The sequence below is a fragment of the Zymobacter sp. IVIA_12111.31 C1 genome, from assembly GCF_047495495.1.
Taxonomy (GTDB): domain Bacteria; phylum Pseudomonadota; class Gammaproteobacteria; order Pseudomonadales; family Halomonadaceae; genus Zymobacter.
Genome location: NZ_CP179930.1, coordinates 268,251 through 291,143, shown reverse-complemented (window position 1 = coordinate 291,143; position 22,893 = coordinate 268,251). Strand labels below are relative to the sequence as shown.

General features: G+C 57.6%; 21 protein-coding genes and 1 other RNA gene. 7 read left to right on the top strand and 15 right to left on the bottom strand.

Annotation, left to right across the window (positions count from 1 at the left end):
* Nucleotides 1–76: 76 nt before the first annotated feature.
* The 3 genes from carA to dapB all read right to left on the bottom strand — a co-directional run bounded on the left by carA (nucleotide 77) and on the right by dapB (nucleotide 3,449).
* Entirely contained in the window at nucleotides 77–1,228 is a 1,152-nt protein-coding gene (carA, locus tag ACMHYW_RS01295; protein WP_027705417.1) for a glutamine-hydrolyzing carbamoyl-phosphate synthase small subunit, read from the bottom strand.
* Between the two features lie 249 nt (nucleotides 1,229–1,477).
* Nucleotides 1,478–2,542: an MBL fold metallo-hydrolase gene (locus ACMHYW_RS01290; protein WP_414500575.1), complete on the bottom strand. Its 1,065-nt coding sequence runs from the start codon at nucleotides 2,540–2,542 to the stop codon at nucleotides 1,478–1,480.
* A 97-nt stretch (nucleotides 2,543–2,639) separates the two neighbouring features.
* A complete protein-coding gene (gene dapB, locus ACMHYW_RS01285) occupies nucleotides 2,640–3,449 on the bottom strand; it encodes a 4-hydroxy-tetrahydrodipicolinate reductase (RefSeq protein ID WP_414500574.1) in 810 nt (269 codons plus the stop codon).
* Between the two features lie 214 nt (nucleotides 3,450–3,663).
* On the opposite strand from dapB, the gene ACMHYW_RS01280 reads away from it, so the two are divergent.
* Both ACMHYW_RS01280 and mmuM read left to right on the top strand, forming a co-directional pair.
* A complete protein-coding gene (locus ACMHYW_RS01280) occupies nucleotides 3,664–5,079 on the top strand; it encodes an amino acid permease (RefSeq protein ID WP_414500573.1) in 1,416 nt (471 codons plus the stop codon).
* A gap of 177 nt (nucleotides 5,080–5,256) precedes the next feature.
* Nucleotides 5,257–6,225 (top strand): homocysteine S-methyltransferase, encoded by a 969-nt coding sequence (mmuM, locus tag ACMHYW_RS01275; protein ID WP_414500572.1) that lies wholly within the window; start codon nucleotides 5,257–5,259, stop codon nucleotides 6,223–6,225.
* Between the two features lie 279 nt (nucleotides 6,226–6,504).
* On the opposite strand, the gene dnaJ is transcribed toward mmuM, so the two are convergent.
* The 3 genes from dnaJ to grpE all read right to left on the bottom strand — a co-directional run bounded on the left by dnaJ (nucleotide 6,505) and on the right by grpE (nucleotide 10,649).
* Entirely contained in the window at nucleotides 6,505–7,665 is a 1,161-nt protein-coding gene (gene dnaJ, locus ACMHYW_RS01270; protein WP_414500571.1) for a molecular chaperone DnaJ, read from the bottom strand.
* A 258-nt stretch (nucleotides 7,666–7,923) separates the two neighbouring features.
* Entirely contained in the window at nucleotides 7,924–9,861 is a 1,938-nt protein-coding gene (gene dnaK / locus ACMHYW_RS01265; protein WP_414500570.1) for a molecular chaperone DnaK, read from the bottom strand.
* A 209-nt stretch (nucleotides 9,862–10,070) separates the two neighbouring features.
* Nucleotides 10,071–10,649: a nucleotide exchange factor GrpE gene (grpE, locus tag ACMHYW_RS01260; protein WP_027705410.1), complete on the bottom strand. Its 579-nt coding sequence runs from the start codon at nucleotides 10,647–10,649 to the stop codon at nucleotides 10,071–10,073.
* A gap of 320 nt (nucleotides 10,650–10,969) precedes the next feature.
* Here grpE and recN point away from each other — a divergent pair, with 320 nt between their 5' ends.
* Nucleotides 10,970–12,646: a DNA repair protein RecN gene (recN, locus tag ACMHYW_RS01255; RefSeq protein WP_414500569.1), complete on the top strand. Its 1,677-nt coding sequence runs from the start codon at nucleotides 10,970–10,972 to the stop codon at nucleotides 12,644–12,646.
* A gap of 232 nt (nucleotides 12,647–12,878) precedes the next feature.
* Here the strand turns inward: recN and ACMHYW_RS01250 are convergent, their stop codons facing one another.
* Nucleotides 12,879–13,196: a YnfA family protein gene (locus ACMHYW_RS01250; RefSeq protein ID WP_414500568.1), complete on the bottom strand. Its 318-nt coding sequence runs from the start codon at nucleotides 13,194–13,196 to the stop codon at nucleotides 12,879–12,881.
* Nucleotides 13,197–13,396: 200 nt separating this feature from the next.
* Entirely contained in the window at nucleotides 13,397–13,861 is a 465-nt protein-coding gene (fur, locus tag ACMHYW_RS01245) for a ferric iron uptake transcriptional regulator (RefSeq protein ID WP_414500567.1), read from the bottom strand.
* 74 nt (nucleotides 13,862–13,935) lie between these two features.
* Between fur and ACMHYW_RS01240 the strand changes: the two genes are divergently transcribed.
* The gene (locus tag ACMHYW_RS01240) at nucleotides 13,936–14,331 is read left to right on the top strand and encodes an outer membrane protein assembly factor BamE (RefSeq protein ID WP_414500566.1); all 396 of its coding nucleotides are present in this window, start codon (nucleotides 13,936–13,938) and stop codon (nucleotides 14,329–14,331) included.
* Between the two features lie 166 nt (nucleotides 14,332–14,497).
* Here the strand turns inward: ACMHYW_RS01240 and ACMHYW_RS01235 are convergent, their stop codons facing one another.
* Together ACMHYW_RS01235 and ACMHYW_RS01230 are read right to left on the bottom strand one after the other, a co-directional pair.
* A complete protein-coding gene (locus ACMHYW_RS01235) occupies nucleotides 14,498–14,830 on the bottom strand; it encodes an RnfH family protein (RefSeq protein ID WP_414500565.1) in 333 nt (110 codons plus the stop codon).
* On the bottom strand, nucleotides 14,827–15,258 hold the full coding sequence (locus tag ACMHYW_RS01230) for a type II toxin-antitoxin system RatA family toxin (RefSeq protein WP_414500564.1): 432 nt from the start codon (nucleotides 15,256–15,258) through the stop codon (nucleotides 14,827–14,829). Before ACMHYW_RS01230 ends, ACMHYW_RS01235 begins: the two co-directional genes overlap by 4 nt.
* A gap of 166 nt (nucleotides 15,259–15,424) precedes the next feature.
* Here ACMHYW_RS01230 and smpB point away from each other — a divergent pair, with 166 nt between their 5' ends.
* Complete coding sequence (gene smpB / locus ACMHYW_RS01225) at nucleotides 15,425–15,904, top strand: SsrA-binding protein SmpB (protein WP_027705404.1); 480 nt, start codon at nucleotides 15,425–15,427, stop codon at nucleotides 15,902–15,904.
* A gap of 101 nt (nucleotides 15,905–16,005) precedes the next feature.
* Nucleotides 16,006–16,386, top strand: a transfer-messenger RNA (tmRNA) gene (ssrA, locus tag ACMHYW_RS01220).
* 95 nt (nucleotides 16,387–16,481) lie between these two features.
* Here ssrA and ACMHYW_RS01215 read toward each other — a convergent pair.
* The 3 genes from ACMHYW_RS01215 to ACMHYW_RS01205 all read right to left on the bottom strand — a co-directional run bounded on the left by ACMHYW_RS01215 (nucleotide 16,482) and on the right by ACMHYW_RS01205 (nucleotide 18,583).
* Nucleotides 16,482–17,006 carry a hypothetical protein gene (locus ACMHYW_RS01215; protein ID WP_414500563.1) on the bottom strand — a complete coding sequence of 175 codons (525 nt, stop codon included), beginning with the start codon at nucleotides 17,004–17,006 and terminating at the stop codon, nucleotides 16,482–16,484.
* A 103-nt stretch (nucleotides 17,007–17,109) separates the two neighbouring features.
* Complete coding sequence (locus ACMHYW_RS01210; RefSeq protein WP_414500562.1) at nucleotides 17,110–17,814, bottom strand: DMT family transporter; 705 nt, start codon at nucleotides 17,812–17,814, stop codon at nucleotides 17,110–17,112.
* 193 nt (nucleotides 17,815–18,007) lie between these two features.
* Nucleotides 18,008–18,583: a TetR/AcrR family transcriptional regulator gene (locus tag ACMHYW_RS01205; protein WP_414500561.1), complete on the bottom strand. Its 576-nt coding sequence runs from the start codon at nucleotides 18,581–18,583 to the stop codon at nucleotides 18,008–18,010.
* A gap of 534 nt (nucleotides 18,584–19,117) precedes the next feature.
* On the opposite strand from ACMHYW_RS01205, the gene ACMHYW_RS01200 reads away from it, so the two are divergent.
* Nucleotides 19,118–19,966, top strand: coding sequence for an aldo/keto reductase (locus ACMHYW_RS01200; protein ID WP_414500560.1), 849 nt, complete (start codon nucleotides 19,118–19,120; stop codon nucleotides 19,964–19,966).
* A gap of 172 nt (nucleotides 19,967–20,138) precedes the next feature.
* Here ACMHYW_RS01200 and ACMHYW_RS01195 read toward each other — a convergent pair whose 3' ends face one another.
* Complete coding sequence (locus ACMHYW_RS01195; protein WP_414500559.1) at nucleotides 20,139–21,884, bottom strand: tannase/feruloyl esterase family alpha/beta hydrolase; 1,746 nt, start codon at nucleotides 21,882–21,884, stop codon at nucleotides 20,139–20,141.
* A 285-nt stretch (nucleotides 21,885–22,169) separates the two neighbouring features.
* Nucleotides 22,170–22,796: a hypothetical protein gene (locus ACMHYW_RS01190; protein WP_414500558.1), complete on the bottom strand. Its 627-nt coding sequence runs from the start codon at nucleotides 22,794–22,796 to the stop codon at nucleotides 22,170–22,172.
* Between the last annotated feature and the right edge of the window lie 97 nt (nucleotides 22,797–22,893).

Here is a 22,893-nt window from a genome sequence, read left to right as displayed (position 1 = left end):
GCCTGCAAGGCAGTGGCAAAGATTCAAGATGTGATCCGGTTCATACCGGACGGCACAAGGCCGTCCGGGCTGTTCATCAGGCCGTCTTGTTGGCCTTCATCAGCTCGATGAAGCGGTCGAACAGAGGCGCGACGTCGTGCGGCCCCGGACTGGCTTCAGGGTGACCCTGGAAGCTGAAGGCCGGGCAGTCGGTGCGTTCGATGCCTTGCAGCGTGCCGTCGAAGAGCGATCGGTGCGTAGCGCGCAGGTGCGCCGGCAGGCTCTCTTCATCTACGGCGAACCCGTGGTTCTGGCTGGTGATGAGCACCTTGCCGGAATCCAGGTCCTGCACCGGGTGGTTGGCCCCATGGTGACCGTGGCTCATCTTAGCCGTACGCGCACCACTGGCCAGTGCCAGCAGCTGATGACCAAGACAGATGCCGAAGGTCGGGATCTTCTGCGCCATGACCGTACGGATCGCGTCGATCGCGTAGGTGCAGGGCTCGGGGTCACCCGGGCCGTTGGACAGGAAGACACCATCGGGTGCCAGTGCCAGCACCTCATCCGCTGGCGTGGTCGCCGGGACAATTGTCAGGCGGCAGCCGCGTTCGGTCAGCATGCGGAAGATGTTGTATTTGGTGCCGAAGTCGTAGGCGACGACGTGATACGGACGTTCTTGCTTTTCGGCGTCGGAGTAGCCGTGGGCCAGTTGCCACTCGCCTTGGTGCCACTCCAAGCGTTCTTGTGTCGTTGCCACCTGAGCAAGATCGGCCCCTTTTAGGCCGGGGAAGCTGGACGCCAGTGCAATGGCTCGCGCTTCGGCGTCATCGCCCTGCGCTTCACTTCCTGCCAGAATCGCGCCTTTCAGTGAACCCTTTTCGCGTAGCAGTCGCGTCAATCGTCGTGTGTCGATATCTGCGATACCGACCACATTCTGCTCACGGAGATAGTCATCAAGCGCCATCTGGCTACGGAAGTTGCTGGCCAGACGCGGCAGGTCGCGAATTACCAATCCTGCGGCACACACACGGTCGGACTCCACGTCTTCGTGGTTGATACCGGTATTGCCAATATGAGGATAGGTCAGCGTGACGATCTGCTGGAGGTAGGAGGGGTCGGTAAGGATTTCTTGATAGCCTGTCATGGCGGTGTTGAAAACGACTTCCCCATGGGTATGTCCTTCAGCGCCGATGGAAATACCATGGAATATACTGCCGTCTTCCAATGCCAGTATCGCAGGGGTAATCAATGCTGTGCCCTCCCGAAGACAACCTTGGATGTTCTTGTATAGCGCCCGTGCAGCGGGTGTTGGGGGCACGGGCAATGTGCTGGCTGTAAAAAAACGGGGACGTCCGTTGAAGGATACGCTCCCGCTCTTTAGGTTCGGCCACTGCGAGCACGCTCTCAGCGACACGCCTGGATTCCGGTACAGCCATCGGTGATGCAGAGACCACCTACCCGTAATCTCTTCGAGTATACGGTGTCAGCCGTGAACCGACTACCCCCTGTCGGCATCTACGAACGGCTCAAGCTGCCCATCGCGGAAGATCATCGGTGCTCCCGGCGTCGGCAGATGGAGAGTCTGGGCATCGATATGCCCATGATGGCGCAGGGACTCTACGACACCCTGAGGCTCGTGCTGCCCATCGTTGGCGAGTGAAAAACAACCGAAATGGCAGGCCATACTGGCCTGACATCCCAACTCGTGATGCGCTCGAACGGCTTCATGCGGCTCAAGATGCACATCTTCCATACACCAATGCGGCTGATAGGCCCCGACAGGCAGCAGCGCCAGCGACATCGGCCCCATACGTGTACGAATGCGCTGAAAGCCATCGCTGTAGGCCGTATCCCCGGCGAAATAGAGCGGCCCCTGCGGCGTTTCGATCACGAACCCGCCCCACAGCGTGCGGCATTTGTCCCACAGCGTACGTGCCCCCCAATGGCGAGCAGGCACCAGCGTGATGGCACGCCCTTTCAGTCGGCACGACGACCACCAATCAAGGCTTTCCTGACGCAGGAACCCTAACTCTTCTGCCATAACATCGTGCCCCAGCGGCGCAATAAGGCGCATGCGAGGGTTGCGTCGCAGCAGCGCGCGCAGCGTATGGAAGTCACAGTGATCGTAGTGGTTGTGGCTGAGCAGCACCGCATCAATGGGCGGCAGCCTGTCTAGCGGAATGCCGGGCGCGTGGAAACGACGCGGCCCTGCCCAGCGCAGTGGGCTGACACGCTTCGACCATACCGGATCGGTCAACAGGTTCATGCCTGCGAACTGGATCAGGAACGTGGCGTGATTGATGAAAGTGATGCGAACGCTGTCGTCTTCGACCCGTGCCACGGGAGTTGGCGCAGCGGGAATCTCTTCCCATGACCACGGGGTCATGTGCCGACGTTCGCGTCGCAGCTGCCATAGATCGCGAAAGCCGATGCGGCGCAGCCCGGGCTGATTGCCAAACCGCTCACCGTCGAAGTGCCCCGTACGAGGGCCGCGATACCGATAGCCTCCCAGCAGGCTTTTCAGTGCCATTGTCCACAGAGGTCTGCCGCGCTGCGCCATCATCAATCCTTGCTTGGTTGGTCACGAAAACGTCATGGCGTCGATGCCTTTGCATACGAAGGGCACCGACGCCATGACGCAATGGAGATACACCCTGCCGTCAGTCTCTAAGTCCAAGCACATCCTGCATGTCATAGAGACCGGGCTGCGCCTGCGCTACCCACAGCGCGGCACGTACAGCGCCGTTCGCGAACGTCATGCGGCTAGAGGCCTTATGGGTGATCTCGATACGCTCGCCTTCAGTGGCGAACATAACAGTGTGCTCACCGACGATGTCACCGGCACGAATTACGGAAAAGCCGATTTCATCGTCCGTACGCGGACCACAACGTCCTTCACGCGAAAAGACACCCTGCGTACGCAGGTCGCGTCCACAGGCCTCCGCCACGGCACGCCCCATCATCAGCGCGGTACCGGAGGGGGCATCGACCTTGTGACGATGGTGTGCCTCGATGACTTCGATATCGTAGCCGGCATCCGCCAGCGCACGCGCAGCGGTCGCCAGCAGGTTGAGCGATAGGTTGACACCGGTGCTCATATTGGCGGCATAAACAACCGGCACCGCTTTGGCCTGTTCGCCCAAGGTCTTTTCCTGAGCGTCATCAAGCCCAGTCGTACCGATTACGATCGCCTTGCCATGTGCTTTGCACAGCGCGACGGCCTGCTCGGTCAGTGCGGGCGTGGTGAAGTCGATGACGACGTCGATCGCATCGATCACCTTGTCGAGGCTGTCCGTTACGGCAACACCGCACTTCCCGGCACCGATCAACTCGCCTACGTCGGCACCGATCAGTGAACTGCTCGGACGGACGATGGCCGCTCCAAGCTCGGCACCGTCAGTCTGCAGCGTGGCTTGTGCCAGCATCCGCCCCATGCGCCCAGCAGCGCCCAAGATGGCTATACGCGTCATCTGTTCTCCTTATCTCAGGGATCACGTCAATCATGAAGGCATGATATTCTGCTCAGCCCTGCCACGGCTAGGCTGGGATGTGAATCTCTTCTCCTGCGCCCTGGCCCGTCACGAGCATCGTCTTGACCGCATACCTAATAGCGCCTTGCTATCAAGGCACTACGCAGATGCGCCATTTTTCGATAACTGCGCACTAGCACTACTTGGAGGACGCATGAGCGACATCCCCCCGCACGACCCCCTCCCATCGGATGAATCCACCGCTGGCTATCAGCGCAGCATGAAGATGCGCCATGTCGTCATGCTGTCACTGGGCGGTGTCATCGGCACGGGGCTATTCATGAGCAGTGGCGCCACCGTCGGTCAGGCGGGCCCCATCGGGGCCATACTGGCCTATGTCATCGGCGGTTTCGTCGCCTACCTGGTCATGATGAGCCTCGGCGAACTGGCCGTTCACATGCCGGAAACGGGAGCGTTCAGCGCCTACGCAACGCGCTACATCGGCCCCGCGACCGGCTATACGGTGGCCTGGCTCTACTGGATGACGTGGACAGTGGCCTTAGGTGCCGAACTGACAACATCCGGTCAGCTGATGCAGCAATGGTTCCCCGGCATTCCCGTATGGCACTGGAGCTTACTGTTTGGGGTCGCGATCACTCTGATGAACATCTTCACCACCCGCCTGTTCGCCGAGTCGGAGTTCTGGCTGTCGCTGCTGAAAGTGATCATCGTGGTAGTCTTCTTAATGGTAGGTATGGCCGCCATCACCGGGCTTATTCACCCCAGCCAGAGCGTCGTTTCTCCCGGCCTCCATCAGCTAGTAGAAGACGGCATCTTCCCCAACGGCCTAATGCCCGTACTGTCATCACTACTGATCGTCACCTTTGCCTTCTCGGGTACTGAACTGATCGGAATCGCCGCTGGCGAAACGGCCAATCCCTCCAAGACAGTGCCGAAGGCCATCCGCATGACCCTGTGGCGCCTGATCATCTTCTTTGTAGGGGCAATATTCGTGATTGCGACCCTGCTGCCGTACAAGCAGGCAGGGCTGACCGATAGCCCGTTCGTGATGGTCTTTCAGAATATCGGCATTCCCTATACCGATCACATCATGCGCTTCGTTATCCTAACCGCGATGCTGTCGGCCGCCAGTTCAGGGTTATACGCCTCATCACGCATGCTGTGGACCGTCAGCCAGCACCGGATGCTGCCGCGCTTTTTCAGCTGGCAGACGGCCAAAGGTATTCCGCTCGTGGCCATAATGTTCAGCATGCTGGGCGGCCTGCCAGCGCTACTGACAAAGTACTATCCGACAGGCACCGTCTACATCGCATTGACCTCTTTAGCCGCCTTTGCAGTCGTGGCCGTATGGATGAGTATCAGCGTCAGCCACATCATGTTCCGTCGCTCTCTGGCACGTGAAGGCAAGAGCAGTCACAGTCTCGAATACCGTTCTCCGGGATATCCGTGGGTACCGGCCATTTCATTCCTCGCATGCGTAGCTGCCTTCCTTGGCATGGCCTTCGACCCAATGCAGCGCCCTTCGCTCTATTGCGGCCTATCCTTCACCGCTCTGTGTTACCTCTCCTATTACACGGTCAGATGCTTCCGCAAGCGCAAAAGTATGTGATGGTCGATACCGTCTATGCCCTTCTTCGGAAGGGCATTTTCTTATTCATATCGGCTCTCTATACGACGGTTTCCTGTTGGCAGCGTTTGCGGCACACTAGGATGTTTATTTATCAGCACGCTGCTATGCGGGGATGCTGCCCCACTATTGAGAAGAACAACCGAAAGGCTCACGACCATGACACACCCGCTTGATGACCTGCTGGCCCGCGTCCCGTTTGCCGTATTGGATGGAGCCTTGGCCAGCGAGCTGGAAAACCGAGGCTGCGACCTCAACGATGCGCTGTGGTCCGCACGCGTACTGGCCGAGCAGCCTGCATTGATTGCCCAGGTTCACCGCGACTATTTTGATGCCGGTGCTGATATCGGCATTTCCGCCAGCTACCAGGCTTCGCTGGCAGGCTACGCACAGGCCGGCATCGACGCCGAGCGCGCCCGTCAGTTGATGGCCGAATCCGCCACGCTGCTAAATCAGGCGCGTAAAGACTACCTCACCGCATACCCCGACCACACCCTTCCCATGCTGGTAGCGGGCAGTGTCGGTCCATACGGGGCATGGCTGGCCGACGGCTCCGAGTACGTGGGCAACTACACCCACGACGAGCGGACACTGAAAGATTTCCATCGCCCACGCATTGCTGCACTGCTGGAAGAGGGTGTGGATATTCTGGCCTGCGAAACCATCCCGATGCTGGCCGAGGCTCAAGCACTGACGCATCTCTTGGAAGAAGAATTCCCTGAGGCGACCGCATGGATCGCTTTCAGCGTTCGGGATGACGCCCATATCGCCGATGGCACACCCATCGAAGAGTGCGCGGCCTGGTTGAGCCAGCACCCACAGATCAAGGCCATCGGTCTTAACTGCACAGGCATGCAGCACGTAGAAGGTATGGTGAAACGTTTAGCGGCAGCGACCACGCTTCCCATTGTGATCTACCCCAATGCCGGCGAGCACTACGACCCCACGGATAAACGCTGGTATCCGTGCGAAACGGCACAGTCGCTGGGCAGCCATGCGTCACTGGTACAGCGCTGGTACGATGCGGGTGCCCGCATCATCGGTGGATGCTGCCGCACGACACCCGACGACACCCGCACGGTCGCCAAGGTGCGCCAAGCGCTGCTGGATACCGAAGCACAACGCTAGTTATCCACACGCCATATTGACTGCTTATCCCCATCTGCTGCGAAAAGAGGTGTGGATAAGTTGAGGACGGATGGCGCTATCCAGCAGCTGGCGCAGGCTCACGCGAACTGATCATAAATTGAACAGAGGCCTTTTATGGCGGCTATTCAAACGTTTGCATGCTATTGATCAGCCCGCGTCATGGCTGCTCCAACAAAAAAAGCGCCGCACGAGCACGTGCTCGTACGGCGCTTTTCGTTACCGCATCCCTCATCAGCGACGAGGTCTACGGCGAACCATTCAACCGCGCAGATCTTCGAAGAATTTCTTCACGCTGTCGAACCAACCTTCCTTGCGCGGCGAGTGACGGTCGCCGGTACCTTCCAGACTGCTCTGGAACTGGCGCAGCAATGTCTTCTGCTCTTCCGTCAGGTTGACGGGCGTTTCGAGTACCAGATGGCACAGCAGATCGCCCGGGCCACCGCCGTGTACAGAACGCACGCCTTTACCGCGTAGACGCAGCACTTTGCCCGTCTGGGTTTCTGGCGGCACGCTCAGTTTAACGCGACCGTTGAGCGTCGGAATTTCCAGCTCGGTTCCGAGCGTGGCATCAACAAAGCTGACCGGCACTTCGCAGTGCAGGTTCGTACCATCGCGGCGGAAGATCGGGTGCGGGCGCAGCGTCACCTCAACAAACAGGTTACCCGCAGGCCCACCGTTCAGACCGCCTTCACCTTCGCCCGTCAGACGGATACGATCGCCGGTATCGACACCCGCCGGAATGGTGACTGACAGCGTGCGCGTTTCACGAACACGCCCTTCACCGTGACATTTCGTGCAGGGTTTTTCGATGATTTCACCGCGACCCTGACAGGTCGGACACGGCTGCTCCACAGCGAAGAAGCCCTGCTGCATCCGCACCTTGCCCATCCCGTTACAGGTCGGGCAGGTCTTGCGGCTACTGCCGGGCTCGGCACCGTCACCATGACAGTGATCGCACTGCGCCATGCGCGGTATACGAATATCGACGCTGGTACCGCCGACTGCTTCTTCAAGGCTGATTTCAAGGTTGTAGCGCAGATCAGCACCGCGACGCGGCGCATTGGGGTCGCGACGACCTCCGCGGCCACCCCCGAAGAACTCGCTGAATGCATCGCCGAAGATATCGCCGAAGCCACCTTCACCAAAGCCGCCACCGAAACCGCCCGCACCACCGCCAAAGCCGCCGCTTTGGCCGTCTACGCCAGCGTGACCGAACTGATCGTAAGCCGCACGCTTGCTTTCGTCGGACAGCACCTCATATGCCTCGGAGACCTCTTGGAACTTCGCCGCGGCAGACTCGTCTCCCGGGTTGCGGTCAGGGTGAAGCTTCTGGGCCAGACGGCGGTACGCCTTCTTGATCTCACGCTGATCGGCCTGGCGTTCGACGCCAAGCACTTCGTAATAGTCACGTTTGGACATCAGTCTCTCGACCTCCGGTTGCTGTCGGGCCATGCCTTCAGGGTGCACACCCCGCCAGCCCTTTCTGGATTCTTTCGTACAGTCAGTGCAGATGATACCCGGACTGCACCCGTTCCGCCTGACCAAGCAGAACGGTGGATCTCCACATGAAACGGCGCGGGAGCCGTTACCGGCCTTAGGCCGAACTCCCGCGCCATGCGCAGCCGCACGTTACCGTGCGGCCTTTACGCCTGTCAGCCATCAAAGGCGTCAACGACCTTAGGATTTCTTGTCGTCGTCTTTGATTTCTTCGTACTCGGCATCAACGACGTTTTCATCCTGGCTGTTGCCCTGAGCACCCTGTTCGCCAGCACCTTGCTGCTGACCCTGCTGCTGTGCCTGTTCGGCGTACAGTTTCTGGGCCAGAGAACCGGAGGCTTCGGTCAGAGCATTCAGTATGGCCTGAATGTCATCCTTGTCATCGCCCTTGAGCGCTTCTTCCAAAGCGTTGGCAGCAGATTCGATTTTCTCTTTCTCTTCTGCCGTTGCTTTGTCGCCAGCTTCTTCGAGCGTCTTGCGCGTTGCGTGAATCATGCCGTCGGCCTGATTGCGCAGCTGCACCATTTCTTCGAATTTCTTATCTTCGTCCTGGTGCGCTTCAGCATCACGTACCATCTGGTCGATCTCTTCGTCGGACAGACCGCCAGACGATTTGATGACGATGGACTGTTCTTTGCCGGTCGCTTTGTCTTTCGCAGACACGCTCAGGATACCGTTGGCGTCGAGGTCGAAGGCAACTTCGATCTGCGGTACACCACGCGGTGCCGGCGGAATGTCGGACAGGTCGAAACGACCGAGCGACTTGTTCTGGGTCGCCTGTTTGCGCTCACCCTGCAGCACGTGAATAGTCACGGCCGTCTGGTTGTCTTCTGCAGTAGAGAAGACCTGCGTTTTCTTGGTCGGGATCGTCGTGTTCTTCTCGATGACCGGCGTCATGACACCACCCATCGTTTCGATACCCAGCGTCAGCGGAGTAACGTCGAGCAGCAGGACGTCTTTGACGTCGCCACCCAGAACACCACCTTGGATAGAAGCACCCAGTGCTACGGCTTCATCCGGGTTGACGTCTTTGCGCGCATCTTTACCGAAGAATTCGCTGACTTTCTGCTGTACCAGCGGCATGCGCGTCTGACCACCGACCAGAATGACATCGTCGATGTCAGAAGCGGACAGTTTGGCATCGGCCAGTGCTGTTTTGCACGGATCGAGCGAACGCTGAACCAGATCACCAACCAGTGCTTCCAGTTTGGCGCGAGTCACTTTGACGTTCAGGTGTTTCGGACCAGTCTGATCAGCCGTGATGTACGGCAGATTGACGTCGGTCTGCTGAGCGCTGGACAGTTCGATCTTGGCTTTTTCAGCGGCTTCTTTCAGACGCTGCATAGCCAGAGAGTCACCGGACAGGTCGATGCCGCTGTCAGCTTTGAACTGTTCAACCAAATAGTTGATGACTGCGTTGTCGAAGTCTTCACCACCGAGGAAGGTGTCACCGTTGGTGGACAGCACTTCGAACTGGGTTTCGCCGTCAACGTCAGCCACTTCGATGATAGATACGTCGAAGGTACCACCACCCAAGTCGTATACCGCGATCGTTTTGTCACCGCGGGACTTGTCCATACCGTAGGCCAGAGCGGCAGCGGTCGGCTCGTTGATGATACGTTTGACGTCCAGACCCGCGATGCGGCCAGCGTCTTTAGTTGCTTGGCGCTGAGAATCGTTGAAGTAGGCCGGTACGGTGATGACCGCTTCGGTCACTTCTTCACCGAGGTAGTCTTCGGCCGTTTTCTTCATTTTCTTCAGCACTTCAGCGCTGACCTGCGGGGGAGCCATTTTCTTGCCTTTGACTTCTACCCAGGCGTCGCCGTTGTCTGCTTTGACGATGTCGTACGGGACCATGTTGATGTCTTTCTGTACGACGTCATCGCCGAACTTACGGCCGATCAGACGTTTTACCGCATACAGCGTGTTTTTCGGGTTGGTGACCGCCTGACGTTTGGCGGCCTGACCGACCAGGATTTCGCCGTCGTCAGTGTATGCAACGATGGAAGGGGTAGTACGACCGCCTTCTGCGTTTTCGATGACGCGCGGTTTGTCACCGTCGAGTACCGCGACACAGGAGTTGGTGGTCCCCAGGTCAATACCGATGATACGTCCCATGAGTATTACCTCTCGATTCTCTTGAATGAACCTACTTAGCGTAGGCCATTCGATATCCGTGGATCGCGCCGATCGAAGGCTTCGTACCGGCGATCATGTTCTGTTGTCTTTCTATATAAGGGCGGTCGGTTGGCTTTCAAGGGACAACCTGTCAAAAAGTGCTGTCAACCATTCTGATTCTGCCGATCACACCGACCCTCCCCGTCATCTCAGGCGTCGACGCCCTTGCTGACGACGACCATCGCCGGACGTACCAGGCGATCGTTAAGGGTGTAACCCTTCTGCAGCACATCCATGACGGTGTTCGGCTCCATAGCCGGATTCGGCACCATGGTCATGGCTTCGTGATACTGCGGGTCGAACGGTTCGCCCTGCGGTTCAAGCTGCTTGACGCCGAACTTCTCAAGCGCGGAGTGCTGCATCTTGAGCGTCATTTCCAACCCTTCGCGATGCACGCTAGCACCTTCGTCGTTCTGGAGGCTTTCCAGTGCCTTTTCAAGGCTATCGACGACCGGCAGCAGTTCCTTGACGAAACGCTCCAGTGCGAACTTGCGTGCTTTTTCGGCATCCTGCTCGGCACGACGACGCGCATTCTGGGCATCGGCCGCAGCGCGCAGTGCCTGATCCTTGGCCTTACTGACTTCTTCTTCCAGTGCCGCAATGCGTGCTTCCGGTGAATCAGCCTGTTCCGTATCCGCGGCGTCAGCGGGCTGGGCCTGCTCTACGGTGTCCTCTGCCGGGACTTCGTTGCGTTCCTGTTCGTTCTCGGTATTGGAATCACGAGACATGAGCCTACTCCTGACTGCAGGAGGACAATCCAGCCCCGCCGGTCGCTGCGGTGGATGCCCATCCCAAAGGTACGAATGAAAGGAAAGTGATGAACACTTCCATCTTGGCCCATAAATGAGGGCAGCGCTCTTCAATCTCAAGTCAATAAAAGCAACAGAAGGCACTGGAAAATACTGTATAAAGATACAATAATGGTGGTCGATACAGTTCATGCCACGGCACCTGCCTACACAGACAGATGCCCCGCCCCAGCACGGATAGGCCGTCGGCCACCGCGGGGTGCGTGTCACGATCACCACTGCCTCGTCGGGAGAGCCCTATGCTGACGCAGCTGACCATTCATAACTTCGCCATCGTCGACCACCTCGAGCTGGATTTTGCCTCGGGCATGACGGCCATCACGGGCGAAACGGGGGCTGGGAAGTCCATTCTGCTGGATGCCCTGTCTCTCTGTCTGGGCGCTCGCGCCGATGCCAGCAGCGTTCGCGCCGGCAAGGAGCGCGCGGAGCTTACCGCACGTTTCGATATTGCACGGCTGCCCGATGCCAAGGCGTGGCTCAATGCCCGAGAGCTGGGCACCGACGAGTGCCTGCTGCGCCGCGTGATTTCTATCCAAGGGCGCACGCGTGCCTGGATTAACGGTACACCGTGTACGCTGGCTGACATGAAAGCGCTCGGCGGCATGCTGATCGATATTCACGCCCAGCACGCCCAACAGTCGCTTCTACACGCCTCACACCACCTCAAGCTGCTAGATGAATTCGCGGGTACCGATGAACAACTCACGCAGGTACGCGAGGCCTGGAAGGAATGGCAGCGGCTGCGGAAACGGCTGCGCCAGCTACAAGACGACGGTGATGCCCTGCAGGCCCGCCGCCAACTGCTGCGTTATCAGGTAGAAGAGCTAGACACGTTAGCGCTGCAGGACGACGAACTGGACGCACTGGAAGCCGAACAGGCCCGCCTTGCGCACGCCGAGCAAACACTGGCTCAGATCGAAGCTGCCAGTCGCCTATGCACGGACGACAATAGTGGCGCACTGCCACGCCTTAATCAGGCGCTGGCCTGTCTGGCAGAACTGCCTGAGCACGATGCCGCAGCATTGGCCAACACTCTGACCATGCTCGAAGAGGCGCGCATTCAGCTTGAAGAAGCGCAGAGCGAACTGGATCATCATGCCAGCAATGTTGAGCTTGACCCTTCTCGACTGCAGATCGTCGATGAGCGGCTGAGCGACGTCTACCGCATCGCCCGCAAGCACCATGTCATGCCGGATGAAGTCTCCGCCCTGCACCGTCGCCTGCAACACGAACTCAGCGAACTGGAAGGCGGCGATGACGATATCGAACAACTGACGCAGCGCACGCAGGATATGCAAGATCAGTGGCGCCAGCTCGCACGGTCTCTGTCCCACCAGCGTCAGCGCCATGCCCCAGCCTTCAGCCGCGAAGTGCAGCAACAACTGGCGTTTCTCGGCATGGACAAGGCCACGTTCGAGGTCAGCGTCACCCCGCTGGAAATCGCACAGGCCGACGGACTGGATCACGTCCAGTTCCTGATCAGTGCCAACCCCGGCCAACCGACTCGGCCACTGGCTCGCGTCGCCTCGGGCGGTGAGCTGTCGCGCATCAGTTTGGCCATTCAGGTAGTCGCCGCGCAGCACAGCACGATGCCAACTCTGGTATTCGATGAAGTAGATGTGGGTATTTCTGGCGCGACGGCTGAGATTGTCGGTCAGCTACTGCGCCAGCTGAGCCATAACGGCCAGATCTTCTGCGTGACCCACCTGCCTCAGGTGGCCGCTCAAGCGCATCAGCACCTGCATATTGAGAAGCACAGCAACCGCAACACGACGCGTACGCACATGGCTCGCCTCGACGAAAGCGGCCGTATTCAAGAGCTGGCACGCATGCTTGGAGGCATTCACCTTTCAGAGCACACGCTGGCGCACGCGCGCGAGATGCTCCACAGCGGCCAGCAGAAGCAGGCCCAGTAACACCGACCCCATCCTTGATGTCAGCCTCACCTAACACCCTATGGGTGAGGGTTCCCCTTGCGCAAAAGCCCTCGCTCTATGCGCAAACGGGCAGCTACGTCGTGTAGCTGCCCGTTCTTTTCTTCTAGTGATCGCGCTGATCGCACTACTAATCTCGCCCATAACGTTGAGGAAGGGCGCCGATCATCTACCGTGCATGCACCGCCGTAGGAACGTCGCCCTAGCCGTAGAATCAGCGCGGCTGACAGACAATGATGCCCATTCCCGCCAGCGCCACTAAAACCCCTGCGATATCCCACACACTGGGCCGGATGCCGTCCACGCCCCACAGCCATAACAGCGCCACCCCGATATAGACCCCGCCATAAGCGGCATAGACGCGCCCGGAGGCTGCATCGTGCAACGTCAGCAACCATGCGAACAGTGACAGACTCGCTGCCGCCGGCACCAGCAACCAAGGAGAGCCGTGCTGTTTTAACCACAGCGCTGGCAGATAGCATCCCACGATCTCGGCAAGCGCCGTCACGACATACAGCAGCACGGCTTTCATACTTTATCCTTAACAAGAACGTCGATACGGCTCGACCACAAAGTTACTGTTTAGTAAAATTCTAGCTCAGCCATGGGATGCCATGTATATCAACGCATTATGGATACGTACAGCGACACCGACCGTCCGGCAAGGGCAGCTCGGCTGAGCAGAGAATCGTTTAGAACGCTTCCGCACGTGCGTGCAGATCGTAGATGGGATCAGGAAGACGTCGGTGTTCGACGGAGAGAAGACTTTCGCGTTACCTTGGAGCCTCTCGGGCGAACGTACAGCACCAGCGCATGGTCGACCAGTTCGTAGCCACGCTCTTCGGCCAGTTCACGTTGACGGCGCTCGATTTCAGGATCGAAAAACTCGATGACCTCGCCGCTTTCAAGACACAGCATATGGTCGTGATGGTCTTCGGGCGACATTTCGAAGACAGCGTGCCCACCATCGAAATTGTGGCGCACAACCAAACCGGCGGCTTCGAACTGAGTCAGCACACGGTAGACCGTGGCAAGCCCTACATCTTCACCGGCATCCAGCAGTGCCTTGTAAACGTCTTCTGCGCTCAGGTGCAGCTCTTCTTCTTCTCGCGTAGCTTCGAGAATCTGAAGGATTTTAAGACGCGGGAGCGTTACCTTCAGGCCAGCCTGGCGCAGTTCATGATTCTTGTCGGACATGGGTTGACCTTCGCAGTCACTCTTGGTATCGGGTATGATCAAGCTAGGCAAACGATAGGGAAAGTCGAAATCAAATGCAAAACTCGATCAGGATCGTAGTAATGGGCTGCCTGCTGGGGCTTCTCGCTGGCTGCAGCTTCTTCAGCGTCTACAAGCGTGATATCCCGCAGGGCAACCTGGTATCTGAGTCCATGGTGTCCCAGCTCAAAGTGGGCATGACCCGCGAGCAGGTCGTCTACGTCATGGGCAATCCCTTGTTGGACAACGCGTTCGATGCCAACGAATGGGACTACATCTATCAGGTACACAAGGCTGACGGCAAAGTTGTTTCTCGCCGCGTCAGCATCACGTTCCATAACGGCCTTATCAGCGCTATCGATAAGGAAGGCGTCGACAACAGCACCATCACGGTCAACGAGCGGCCTGCCGCTACGGAAAGCACCAGCGTCACTCCCCAGATCAGCGATTGATCGCCAAAGGCTGTCTGCACGGACACGTTCGGCAGACAGCCTTCATTCTGCCAGCCTCCCGCCACGATTACCTGATTCGTCGCTGTCTGACCGTGATGATACGGCTTTTCCTATAACGATAATCGGTTATACCGCACCGTCAATCAAAACCGCATCATGCCATGCGCTACTGCCGCAGGGGCCGCTGTGCCGCACGCATACGTCGCATCTGCTTGGGATCGCACTTGATGGGACGATAACCCTCAATGCGATCGCCGTGCTGTACTTGCTGCGCATCCGGATCACGCACTGGACGAGAGAATATGCCTAAGGGCACGGAAGCCAACTCATCAAGGGTCAGGGCCGCTATATGGCAGTCGATGCCCGACTGCACGAAAGCCTGGCGCACGGTTGTGCCGACCGGCACCTCGCAGCGCAGCAACACCTGTTCCGTTTCCGAAGCATAGGCCACTTCGATCGCCAGCATTGGCGATGTGGGCTCAGCAGTGCGCATCGTCATGCCCCGTACAGCTGGTCGGCACGCTGCGTGAAGCTGACCACTTGCTGCGCCGCCGCCTGACTAAACAACTGCCCGAACGCCATGCCCAGCAGCATGTTGCCGAAAGTGAATTCGATATGCAGGTGTACGCGACAGCCTTCTGCCTCGGGAGTGAACGACCAGTAGCCCGAAAACGAGCGAAATGGCCCTTTCACCAGCGAAAGGTCTATCCGTTCAGGTGCTGTCAGCTGATTGCGCGTCGCGACGGCCTGAGTGATACCTCCTTTCCCCAGCGTGATCTCTCCCACGATGAAGTCGTCACCCTGCTCGAGCACGCGGGCCGCTTTGCAGCCGGGCAGAAACTGAGGGTAGCTTTCAAAATCATTGACCAGATCGAACATCTTCTGGCAGGAATGCCGTACAAAGGCGGTTTTGTCGACTACAGGCATGCGCCTCTTCTCCTGACGATGACTCGCAAACCGCGTATCATCTCGGTTCTATACGGTATGAGCCTCAAGCGAGGCCAAGCCGTTTCCAGCGTTATCTATTACGCTTGATGATAGCATGACCTACCCCCATCACAGGAGTGGTCACTTCTTTAGACAGGAACCATTTATGGGCAAAAAGAAAAAGGCAGCGCCCGGCGGCAATCTGATCGCACAGAACCGCAAGGCACGCCACGAATACCACATCGAAGAAACGTTCGAGGCAGGACTCGAACTGGCCGGTTGGGAAGTCAAGAGCCTGCGCGCGGGCAAGGGCCAGCTCACGGACACCTACATCCACATCCGCAACGGGCAGGCGTGGCTGCTGGGGTCGCATTTCACTCCGCTCAGCACCGCCAGCACGCATACGGTCGTGGAACCCGACCGGACGCGCAAGCTTCTGATGCACAAGAAGGAAATCGCCCGCATCTTCTCCAAAACTCAGGACAAGGGCCACACCTGTGTTCCTCTGCGCCTGTACTGGAAAGGGCACTTGGTGAAGTGCGAGATCGCTCTCGTTGTCGGTAAAAAGCTGCACGATAAGCGCGCAGACGAGAAGAATCGCGATTGGGAACGCCAAAAAGGCCGAATCATGCGGTCGCAGAACTGAATCTGCTTGAAATTCGGCAACGCAACCCCTATTGTATGGAGTCCGGCAAGCGTGTACTGAAGATACCTTCGGCACACTGGCTGGAACACTTCATCTGTTACGGGGGCGTTATGGATTCGACGCCGGTTGCAGATCTTGAGGTGCATGCCGAGATGGTAACGTGTCTCGTAAATACCAACGTTGCAATTGATATAGTCGCAAACGACGAAACTTATGCTCAGAAAGGTGCTCTGGCTGCGTAAAACCAGTTAGACCCTGTTCGGCCCGGCGGGAATGTGCCTGTTCATTTCCAATGGGAGAGCCACGATTGACAGGACCGCATACGGCGTAGCTCTCGCGTCGTGTGTTAAATCTACGAGGGACCGCTGTCTGAAAGCCTGCCCATCGGCGCTCAGATGGCTAAACCAAAAGATGGAACTAAGCATGTAGAGCTGATAGACGAGTGCCGGCGGACGGGGGTTCAACTCCCCCCGCCTCCACCAAATCCCGAAAAGGCCGCTTCCGAAAGGAGGCGGCTTTTTTCATTTATGTGTATTGATGGGCGAACCGCATCGCGGCACCGCTAGGCTTATACGCCTCAGGGCTTCCAGGCGCCGTATCGCAGATCGTCATGGCACACGCGGCTCAGCGTATCGGCAGCCTTTCTGGCACCAGCAGCAGGTATGGTCACACGCACGGGGCCCAGATCGCTCTGTACGGCCAGCTCAATAGGCGCTTTCGCGTTGCGAATCAGGTACAGCGCATGCTGTGTAGTGAGGTAGTCCTGATCTTCGAAGGCGATATAGCCGTCGTTGCGTTGGTTGGCCAGTGCGAAGTCGAGTTCCAGCGTTTCCTTACCGATCGTAAGCCGCATGGCGTAGGTCTCACGCGAGTCCTGTTCCGCATGCCCGTAGGACTGGCCATTCTGCTGCTTGAGCAGCGAAAGCGTCGTGGTGCCGGACTCACAGCCGATTTCTATGCCGCGATCCTTGCCATCCATTCCCGTCATGATCGCGTATGTCGCCTTTGGAAACGCCTCGGACTCAACGCGCGTTTTCCACTGTGCCTGAGCCTGCACGGACAGTATGCCCAGCACGAAAACCACTCCCCATTTTATCTTCATGACTTCTCCCCCCTATCCCGGCGAAATCGCCTCAAGAAAACAGACCGAGCTTTAAGAGCACTCGCTTGCACGCTCTAAGATAACCCTTTGCAATACAATGTTTTTATCGCGTTTTAGGCCATACGATGCATACCAAGCACGCAATGATAAGCGCGACGCCAAGCCAGCCAAGTGCAGGCAAGCGCTCTCCCACCACCACAACTGCCAACAGCGCCGCTACGACGGGCTCAAGCAGTGTAATGGTGGTGGCCGAGCTTGCTGGTATCCTTGCTAATCCATAGCCATAACACAGGTAACCGATAAACATCGGCACTAGCATCATGTAAAGCCCGACGCTGGCGTTTTGCCACGTCGCTATGATGTGCATGCCACTGAAGCACCACACCACGATCAGCGCTAGTCCACCCAACCCAAAGGTGGCTCCCATGGCCGCACTTGGCAGTACATTGCGCTGCATCAAGCGTCGCGCCGTCCACGAATACAGGGCATAAGTGAGACCCGCTACGCCGCCGAGTAATACACCGGGCACGACAGCCATGGAGCTGCCGGCATCAGCGTGGTGGCCTGCTTCCGTGGCACACAATAATGCAATACCAACAATGCCCAGTGTGGCCCCTGCCAACCAGCGCCGCGTTAATCCCAAACCCTCCAGACAGTATTCAATTAGCGCCGAAAGCAGCGGCGCAGAGCCGATAGAAACGACGGTGCCAATCGTGACCCCTGCTAGGTGCATGGAGGCGTAAAAAGCCAGCGGGTAGATCGAGACGGCGATGGCACCCAGCAGCAAGTAGCCTCTCTGCTGACACAATATGCTCCATGAGCGTCGAATGCTGCGCAGCGCCAGCAGTGCTTGAAGCAGCCCGCCCCGCCCATCGACACGGCCCCTATTTCAACAGGACTGATACCTTGCGAAAACGTCGCAGCCGTTCCGGTAGTACCCCACAGTACGGCCGCGATGAATACTGCCAGGACGCCGGGCAACGCCTCCTGCATCATCTTGCTCATAATGCCTCCAGCATCTGCGCCGCCATTGCCCTCGCCTGCACCAGACACTCGCCGTTGCCTTCTAGCCCTGCTCGCGCCATGGCACCTTCCAGCAGAAACGCTAGATAATGTGCGACGGTTTCCGCCCGCTGGTGCCGTCCATCCAGATACGCTTCGACATGCTGGCGCAGCAACGTCTCGACCTGCTCCTTGTGCTGGCGAACCACACGACGTTCGGCACTGTCGGCGGGTAGTTCAGCAGCGGCATTCAGCAGGCCACAGCCACGGAAACCGTGCCCATATGCCTGCGCCGCATGATCTTCATAGGCAAGAAACACCGCCAAAACAGCATCTTTGGGCGTCAGTGCGCCCTGCATCCGCGCGTCATAGAGTGCCAGCCATTCCTTATGACGTTCAGCAAGGTAAGCCTCGACCAGTGCCTGCTTGGAAGCGAAGTTGTTGTAGAGACTTTTCTTGGCAACCCCCGCTTCCTTGACGATAGCGTCGATGCCCGTCGCGGCGATGCCGTTGCGATAGAACAGTTCGGAGGCGGCCTCCAACAACCGCTGATGAGCACTGATGCGCTGTGTCATGAACAGATATACCTTGGCAGAAAAGTAGGTAGAACGGTATACCTATTCATGAGTAATGACAACCCAATGCAGGCGTAAGGGAAGAGCGCCATGCGACACACGCTATGCCATAAAAAAAGCGCCCGCCTGCGTCACGCAAGAGACAGGGACAGCGCCGAAGAGAAAAAACTAGGCCGCACAACGAGAATCTTCCCAGCGCCGAGCGGTCAGAAACGGTGCCCGTGCTGGCGACCGACGCAGCCTCGTCGACAACATTATGGCGTGCAGCATAAGAGAGCGCTGAAGCGCAGACAGAACAGCGGTAGCGAGCAACGCCGTCGACCAAGCACACGCTATAACGCCACAGTGAATGCTTGTCGCCTTCGTGGATACCAGACTCCCGCATGCACCTCGTGTGCACCACACATCGTCAGCTAACGCATTTACCATTCGATGGTCTTATAGTGATGAAGACGCGCGCGTTCGTTCACCACTTTCCGTAACGTGGCTGGCGCCGCACCCGGCTTTTCATTCATCGCTGCATAAGGAAGATCCATGAGCTCTCGTTCCGATATTCCGCAGATTACCCTCAACGACGGCACCACGCTGCCCGCCGTGGGTTTCGGTACCTACACGCTGAACGGCACCCAGGGCGTCGACGATATGGTCAAGGCCATCCACAATGGCTATCGCCTGCTTGATTCCGCGTTCAACTATGAGAATGAAGGCGCCGTAGGTCGTGCCGTTGCACAGTGCGGCGTAGCACGTGAAGAGTTGCGTGTGGTATCGAAGCTGCCGGGCCGCCACCATGCCTACGATGAAGCGATCGCAACCGTCGAAGAATCGCTGTATCGCGCGGGGCTGGACTACTTCGACCTGTATCTGATCCACTGGCCCAACCCGATCCAGAACCATTACGTCGAGGCCTGGCGTGCCATGATCGAGGTACAGAAGCGCGGACTGGTGCGCTCCATCGGGGTCTGCAATTTCCTGCCCGAGCACCTGCAGCGCTTGATCGACGAGACCGGCGTCACCCCCAGCATCAACCAGATCGAGCTGCACCCGTACTTCCCGCAGGCAGAACAGCGGGCATGGGACACCGCGCACGGCATCGTGACCGAGTCGTGGAGCCCTCTGGGGCGCGCCAGCGCCGTACTGCAAGACCCCACGCTGAAAGTGATTGCCGACCGGCATGGCAAGAGCATTCCGCAGATCATTCTGCGCTGGCACACTCAACTGGGCGCCATCCCGATTCCCAAAGCCTCTTCGGACGCTCGCCAGATAGAAAACCTGTCGCTGTTCGACTTCACCCTGACCGATGACGACATGGCGAAGATCGCTACGCTGGCCCGCCCGGACGGGCGCATTGCCGATCAGGACCCCGCTCGTTACGAAGAGTTCTGATCGCGCGAGCGCGCTGCCGCAGCCCAAGGAGTGGCGAGGCCGTGCAGCATTCCCTTGAAACGGCAAAGGCCGCCTCATCGCTAAAAGATGAAGCGGCCTTTTCAATGCACCTTCGCCTATCACCAGCGACAGGCACGCCATGCCTGTCGCCAGCCGTTGCGATATCGCTTGGCTATTGCTGTACCAGCACGCCGTTTTCGACGCGATAGAAATGCTGATTGTCGGGACCGACAAACGAAGCCGCAGGCTGCCGAAAGAACAGGCGCTCGAAAGCGGCCGACTTCACTGGCGCGTAGTTGCTGGCATCGTTGATATCGCCCTTACCGATATAGCGTGCGATATACGGATAGGGAAAGACCGGGCGCGTTGCCGTGACCGGCTTGTCAGGCGTCGCAATCGGTGAGCTGGGGCGCTGCACGCCGTGGAACTGCGCTTCGGCAGCGGCGGTGTCATCACCCTTGGGGGCATTGTCAGGCGCAAGGGGCATTCCCCCCGCGTCGACCTGTTCACGCTTGCCAGTGATCAGCTGTTGAGGAGCCTGGCCATCTTCGGTCCATGCCATCAGCGGCGTCAGCAGATCAACCTGATCATAGCCCTCACCGTTACCGCAGTGCCCCACACTGGGCAGCAAGAACAGACGCAGGAAACCATCAACCGTCTGCGCCCCCATCAGTGCCTGCACGCCACGGTAATAGGCCAACGAAAAGGCAGGACTGACAGAGTCATCGGCCAGACCGTGCCACATGATCAGCTTACCCCCTTGCTGCTGGAACGAACGCAAGTTGGTATTCGCGGCATTGTAGAGCGGTGCCAGCTGTGCCACGCGATCGAAATTCTGCTGCGTCAGCGGAAAATCCTTCATCGACTGAATGTTTTGATGTCCACCCGGCAACAGCACCGACTGCAACGTGGGCAGCACCATCGCTTCGGCCGATGAGCTTCCCTTCTCGTTTGCCGGCACGGCCCAACGCAGCTCTGATCCCAGCGGTAACCCGCCCAGCACGAACTGATGCCCTTCGGCATCGGACGCACCGTCATAGAAGCGACGAGCAGCATTGATCTGCTCTGCGCTCAAGCAGTCCTTCTGTTCACTGTCGCCCTTAGCACACTGCCTAACCCAGTCCGCCGAGAAACGGCAGGCATACGGGTTCTGCAACAGCCCGTCGTTCACACCGGACAGCGTTGGGCAGTGTTCCAGCACAGCCTTGTGCAGAATAGGCAGATGCTTCTGTAGCAAGATAGCCGAGCCATCGGCGCGCTGATTCGCGGCAACACTCCAACCGTGATAGAAGGAATTCTGGAACTGGAAGAACGCCGCCGGGGCACCGGCACTGATGCCATCAAAATCATCAGGATAGCGCTGCGCTTCCATCAGCGCTTCACGCCCGCCATCCGAGCAGCCCATAAAATAAGCGTAGCGCGGTGCCTGCCCGTAATAGGCTGCCGATAGCGCCTTGGACAACACAGCGGTCAGGTGATTGGCGCGATAGGCAAAATCGATACGCTTCTGCGGCTGCTCCGCCCATGAGGCATCCATCATGCTACCGCTGTGCCCCATATCCGTCGCCGCCACGACAAACTCACCGTTCAGGGCCGGGACACAGCTGCTCGCATTGGAAAGATTCAGATTGATGCTGCCACACAGCCCGCCGCAGCCCACCTGCAAGAAACGCTGCGTCCAGTGTTCGGCCGGCAATGCCACCTCAACACCGATGGACGGCGAGATCGTAGCGGAGACCTTGCAGAAACTGCCCTTGTCCGTTGCCATCGACGTAGCGGAGTTAATCGTGACCTGTTCGCCCAATACTGAGGAAAAGTCCTGCTGTGCCAGCTGCTCGCAGGACAGCCTAGGCGCTACCTCAGGCAAGGATGCTGCCCCAGCGGACACACCCACACTGCAACACCCCAGTACAGTCATAACTACTGCACCTAGACACTGCCGTATCAATCTTGTTTTCATCGCTCACTTCCCTTCCCAAACTATGTAGCGTGCACGAAGCATAGGCGCTTATGCGCATCCTGCTCACACCACACCTATCGCCTCATGGCATATAGCGCTCAGGGTATGCCCTACACACTACCAAGTAGAGAAAATATAAAGGATATCCTGATGAGCTACAGAAAGATTGCACTTCCCCGCTGCTTTTCCGTATATGCCATGAAATAGCGAGATAGCGCCTACCGATAATAATTCAGGAGAACGCTAACCGATCTCCATGATGATTCGATCCACTTTTTCTAGCGTAGCTAAAGAAATATGTCTTTCGATAGAAAGAAGAAACATGATTTCTAGCAAAAGGGCAATTAGAAGAAACAATAAGGGTAACCACCCCAATTGATATGTACTAGTCCAAAAGGAAAGAAGAACCATCACCATCATGCCTATTAAAATGCCCAACTGTGCCCATCGGTTCTTCCTTCGTGTTCTTTTGAAGAGATTGTAATCCACACGAAGTGCCCCTGCCCGCTCAGTAATAAATCGGGAAGACAATTTTATATATTTCTCCACCACACCATGCGCTCGGCAAAGCGCGTAAATACGCATATAGACCTTTTGTAATCTCGGGTCATATATTCCTGTGAGACGGGTTAACAGTAGTTCTGACTTGCGCTGTTCAATAAAGGAGATTGCCATCTCATCGTCAATCTTCATGGCAAGATACAAGGCACCATATCGTTCATACCGGTCGATAGCCCTGTTCCTGATGATGGATAATAGACCTCCTACATTTTCATAATACTTCACGATGAATATAAAAGAGATAAATAATAAAAAGAAAGCACCCTTTCCCGGCAGGAGGTTATATATTTTGATAACATCATCGATCATGTAAATCTCCTTTTCAATAAAAAAGCCATGCTCGATAAATTCAAACATGGCTTATTAGTAAAAAATGATAACGCCATCAATACGTCACTGGCATAAA

Bases quoted from the DNA above. Each gene is read 5' to 3' on its own strand.
- dnaJ (WP_414500571.1), bottom strand. From the start codon at position 7,665: ATGTCCAAACGTGACTATTACGAAGTGCTTGGCGTCGAACGCCAGGCC.
- ACMHYW_RS01205 (WP_414500561.1), bottom strand. From the start codon at position 18,583: ATGACACAGCGCATCAGTGCTCATCAGCGGTTGTTGGAGGCCGCCTCC.
- ACMHYW_RS01215 (WP_414500563.1), bottom strand. From the start codon at position 17,006: ATGAAGATAAAATGGGGAGTGGTTTTCGTGCTGGGCATACTGTCCGTG.
- dapB (WP_414500574.1), bottom strand. From the start codon at position 3,449: ATGACGCGTATAGCCATCTTGGGCGCTGCTGGGCGCATGGGGCGGATG.
- ACMHYW_RS01235 (WP_414500565.1), bottom strand. From the start codon at position 14,830: ATGACGATGCGCACTGCTGAGCCCACATCGCCAATGCTGGCGATCGAA.
- fur (WP_414500567.1), bottom strand. From the start codon at position 13,861: ATGTCCGACAAGAATCATGAACTGCGCCAGGCTGGCCTGAAGGTAACG.
- ACMHYW_RS01280 (WP_414500573.1), top strand. From the start codon at position 3,664: ATGAGCGACATCCCCCCGCACGACCCCCTCCCATCGGATGAATCCACC.
- ACMHYW_RS01230 (WP_414500564.1), bottom strand. From the start codon at position 15,258: ATGCCTGTAGTCGACAAAACCGCCTTTGTACGGCATTCCTGCCAGAAG.
- ACMHYW_RS01250 (WP_414500568.1), bottom strand. From the start codon at position 13,196: ATGAAAGCCGTGCTGCTGTATGTCGTGACGGCGCTTGCCGAGATCGTG.
- recN (WP_414500569.1), top strand. From the start codon at position 10,970: ATGCTGACGCAGCTGACCATTCATAACTTCGCCATCGTCGACCACCTC.
- smpB (WP_027705404.1), top strand. From the start codon at position 15,425: ATGGGCAAAAAGAAAAAGGCAGCGCCCGGCGGCAATCTGATCGCACAG.
- mmuM (WP_414500572.1), top strand. From the start codon at position 5,257: ATGACACACCCGCTTGATGACCTGCTGGCCCGCGTCCCGTTTGCCGTA.
- ACMHYW_RS01290 (WP_414500575.1), bottom strand. From the start codon at position 2,542: ATGATGGCGCAGCGCGGCAGACCTCTGTGGACAATGGCACTGAAAAGC.
- ACMHYW_RS01200 (WP_414500560.1), top strand. From the start codon at position 19,118: ATGAGCTCTCGTTCCGATATTCCGCAGATTACCCTCAACGACGGCACC.
- ACMHYW_RS01240 (WP_414500566.1), top strand. From the start codon at position 13,936: ATGCAAAACTCGATCAGGATCGTAGTAATGGGCTGCCTGCTGGGGCTT.
- ACMHYW_RS01195 (WP_414500559.1), bottom strand. From the start codon at position 21,884: ATGACTGTACTGGGGTGTTGCAGTGTGGGTGTGTCCGCTGGGGCAGCA.
- grpE (WP_027705410.1), bottom strand. From the start codon at position 10,649: ATGTCTCGTGATTCCAATACCGAGAACGAACAGGAACGCAACGAAGTC.
- ACMHYW_RS01190 (WP_414500558.1), bottom strand. From the start codon at position 22,796: ATGATCGATGATGTTATCAAAATATATAACCTCCTGCCGGGAAAGGGT.
- dnaK (WP_414500570.1), bottom strand. From the start codon at position 9,861: ATGGGACGTATCATCGGTATTGACCTGGGGACCACCAACTCCTGTGTC.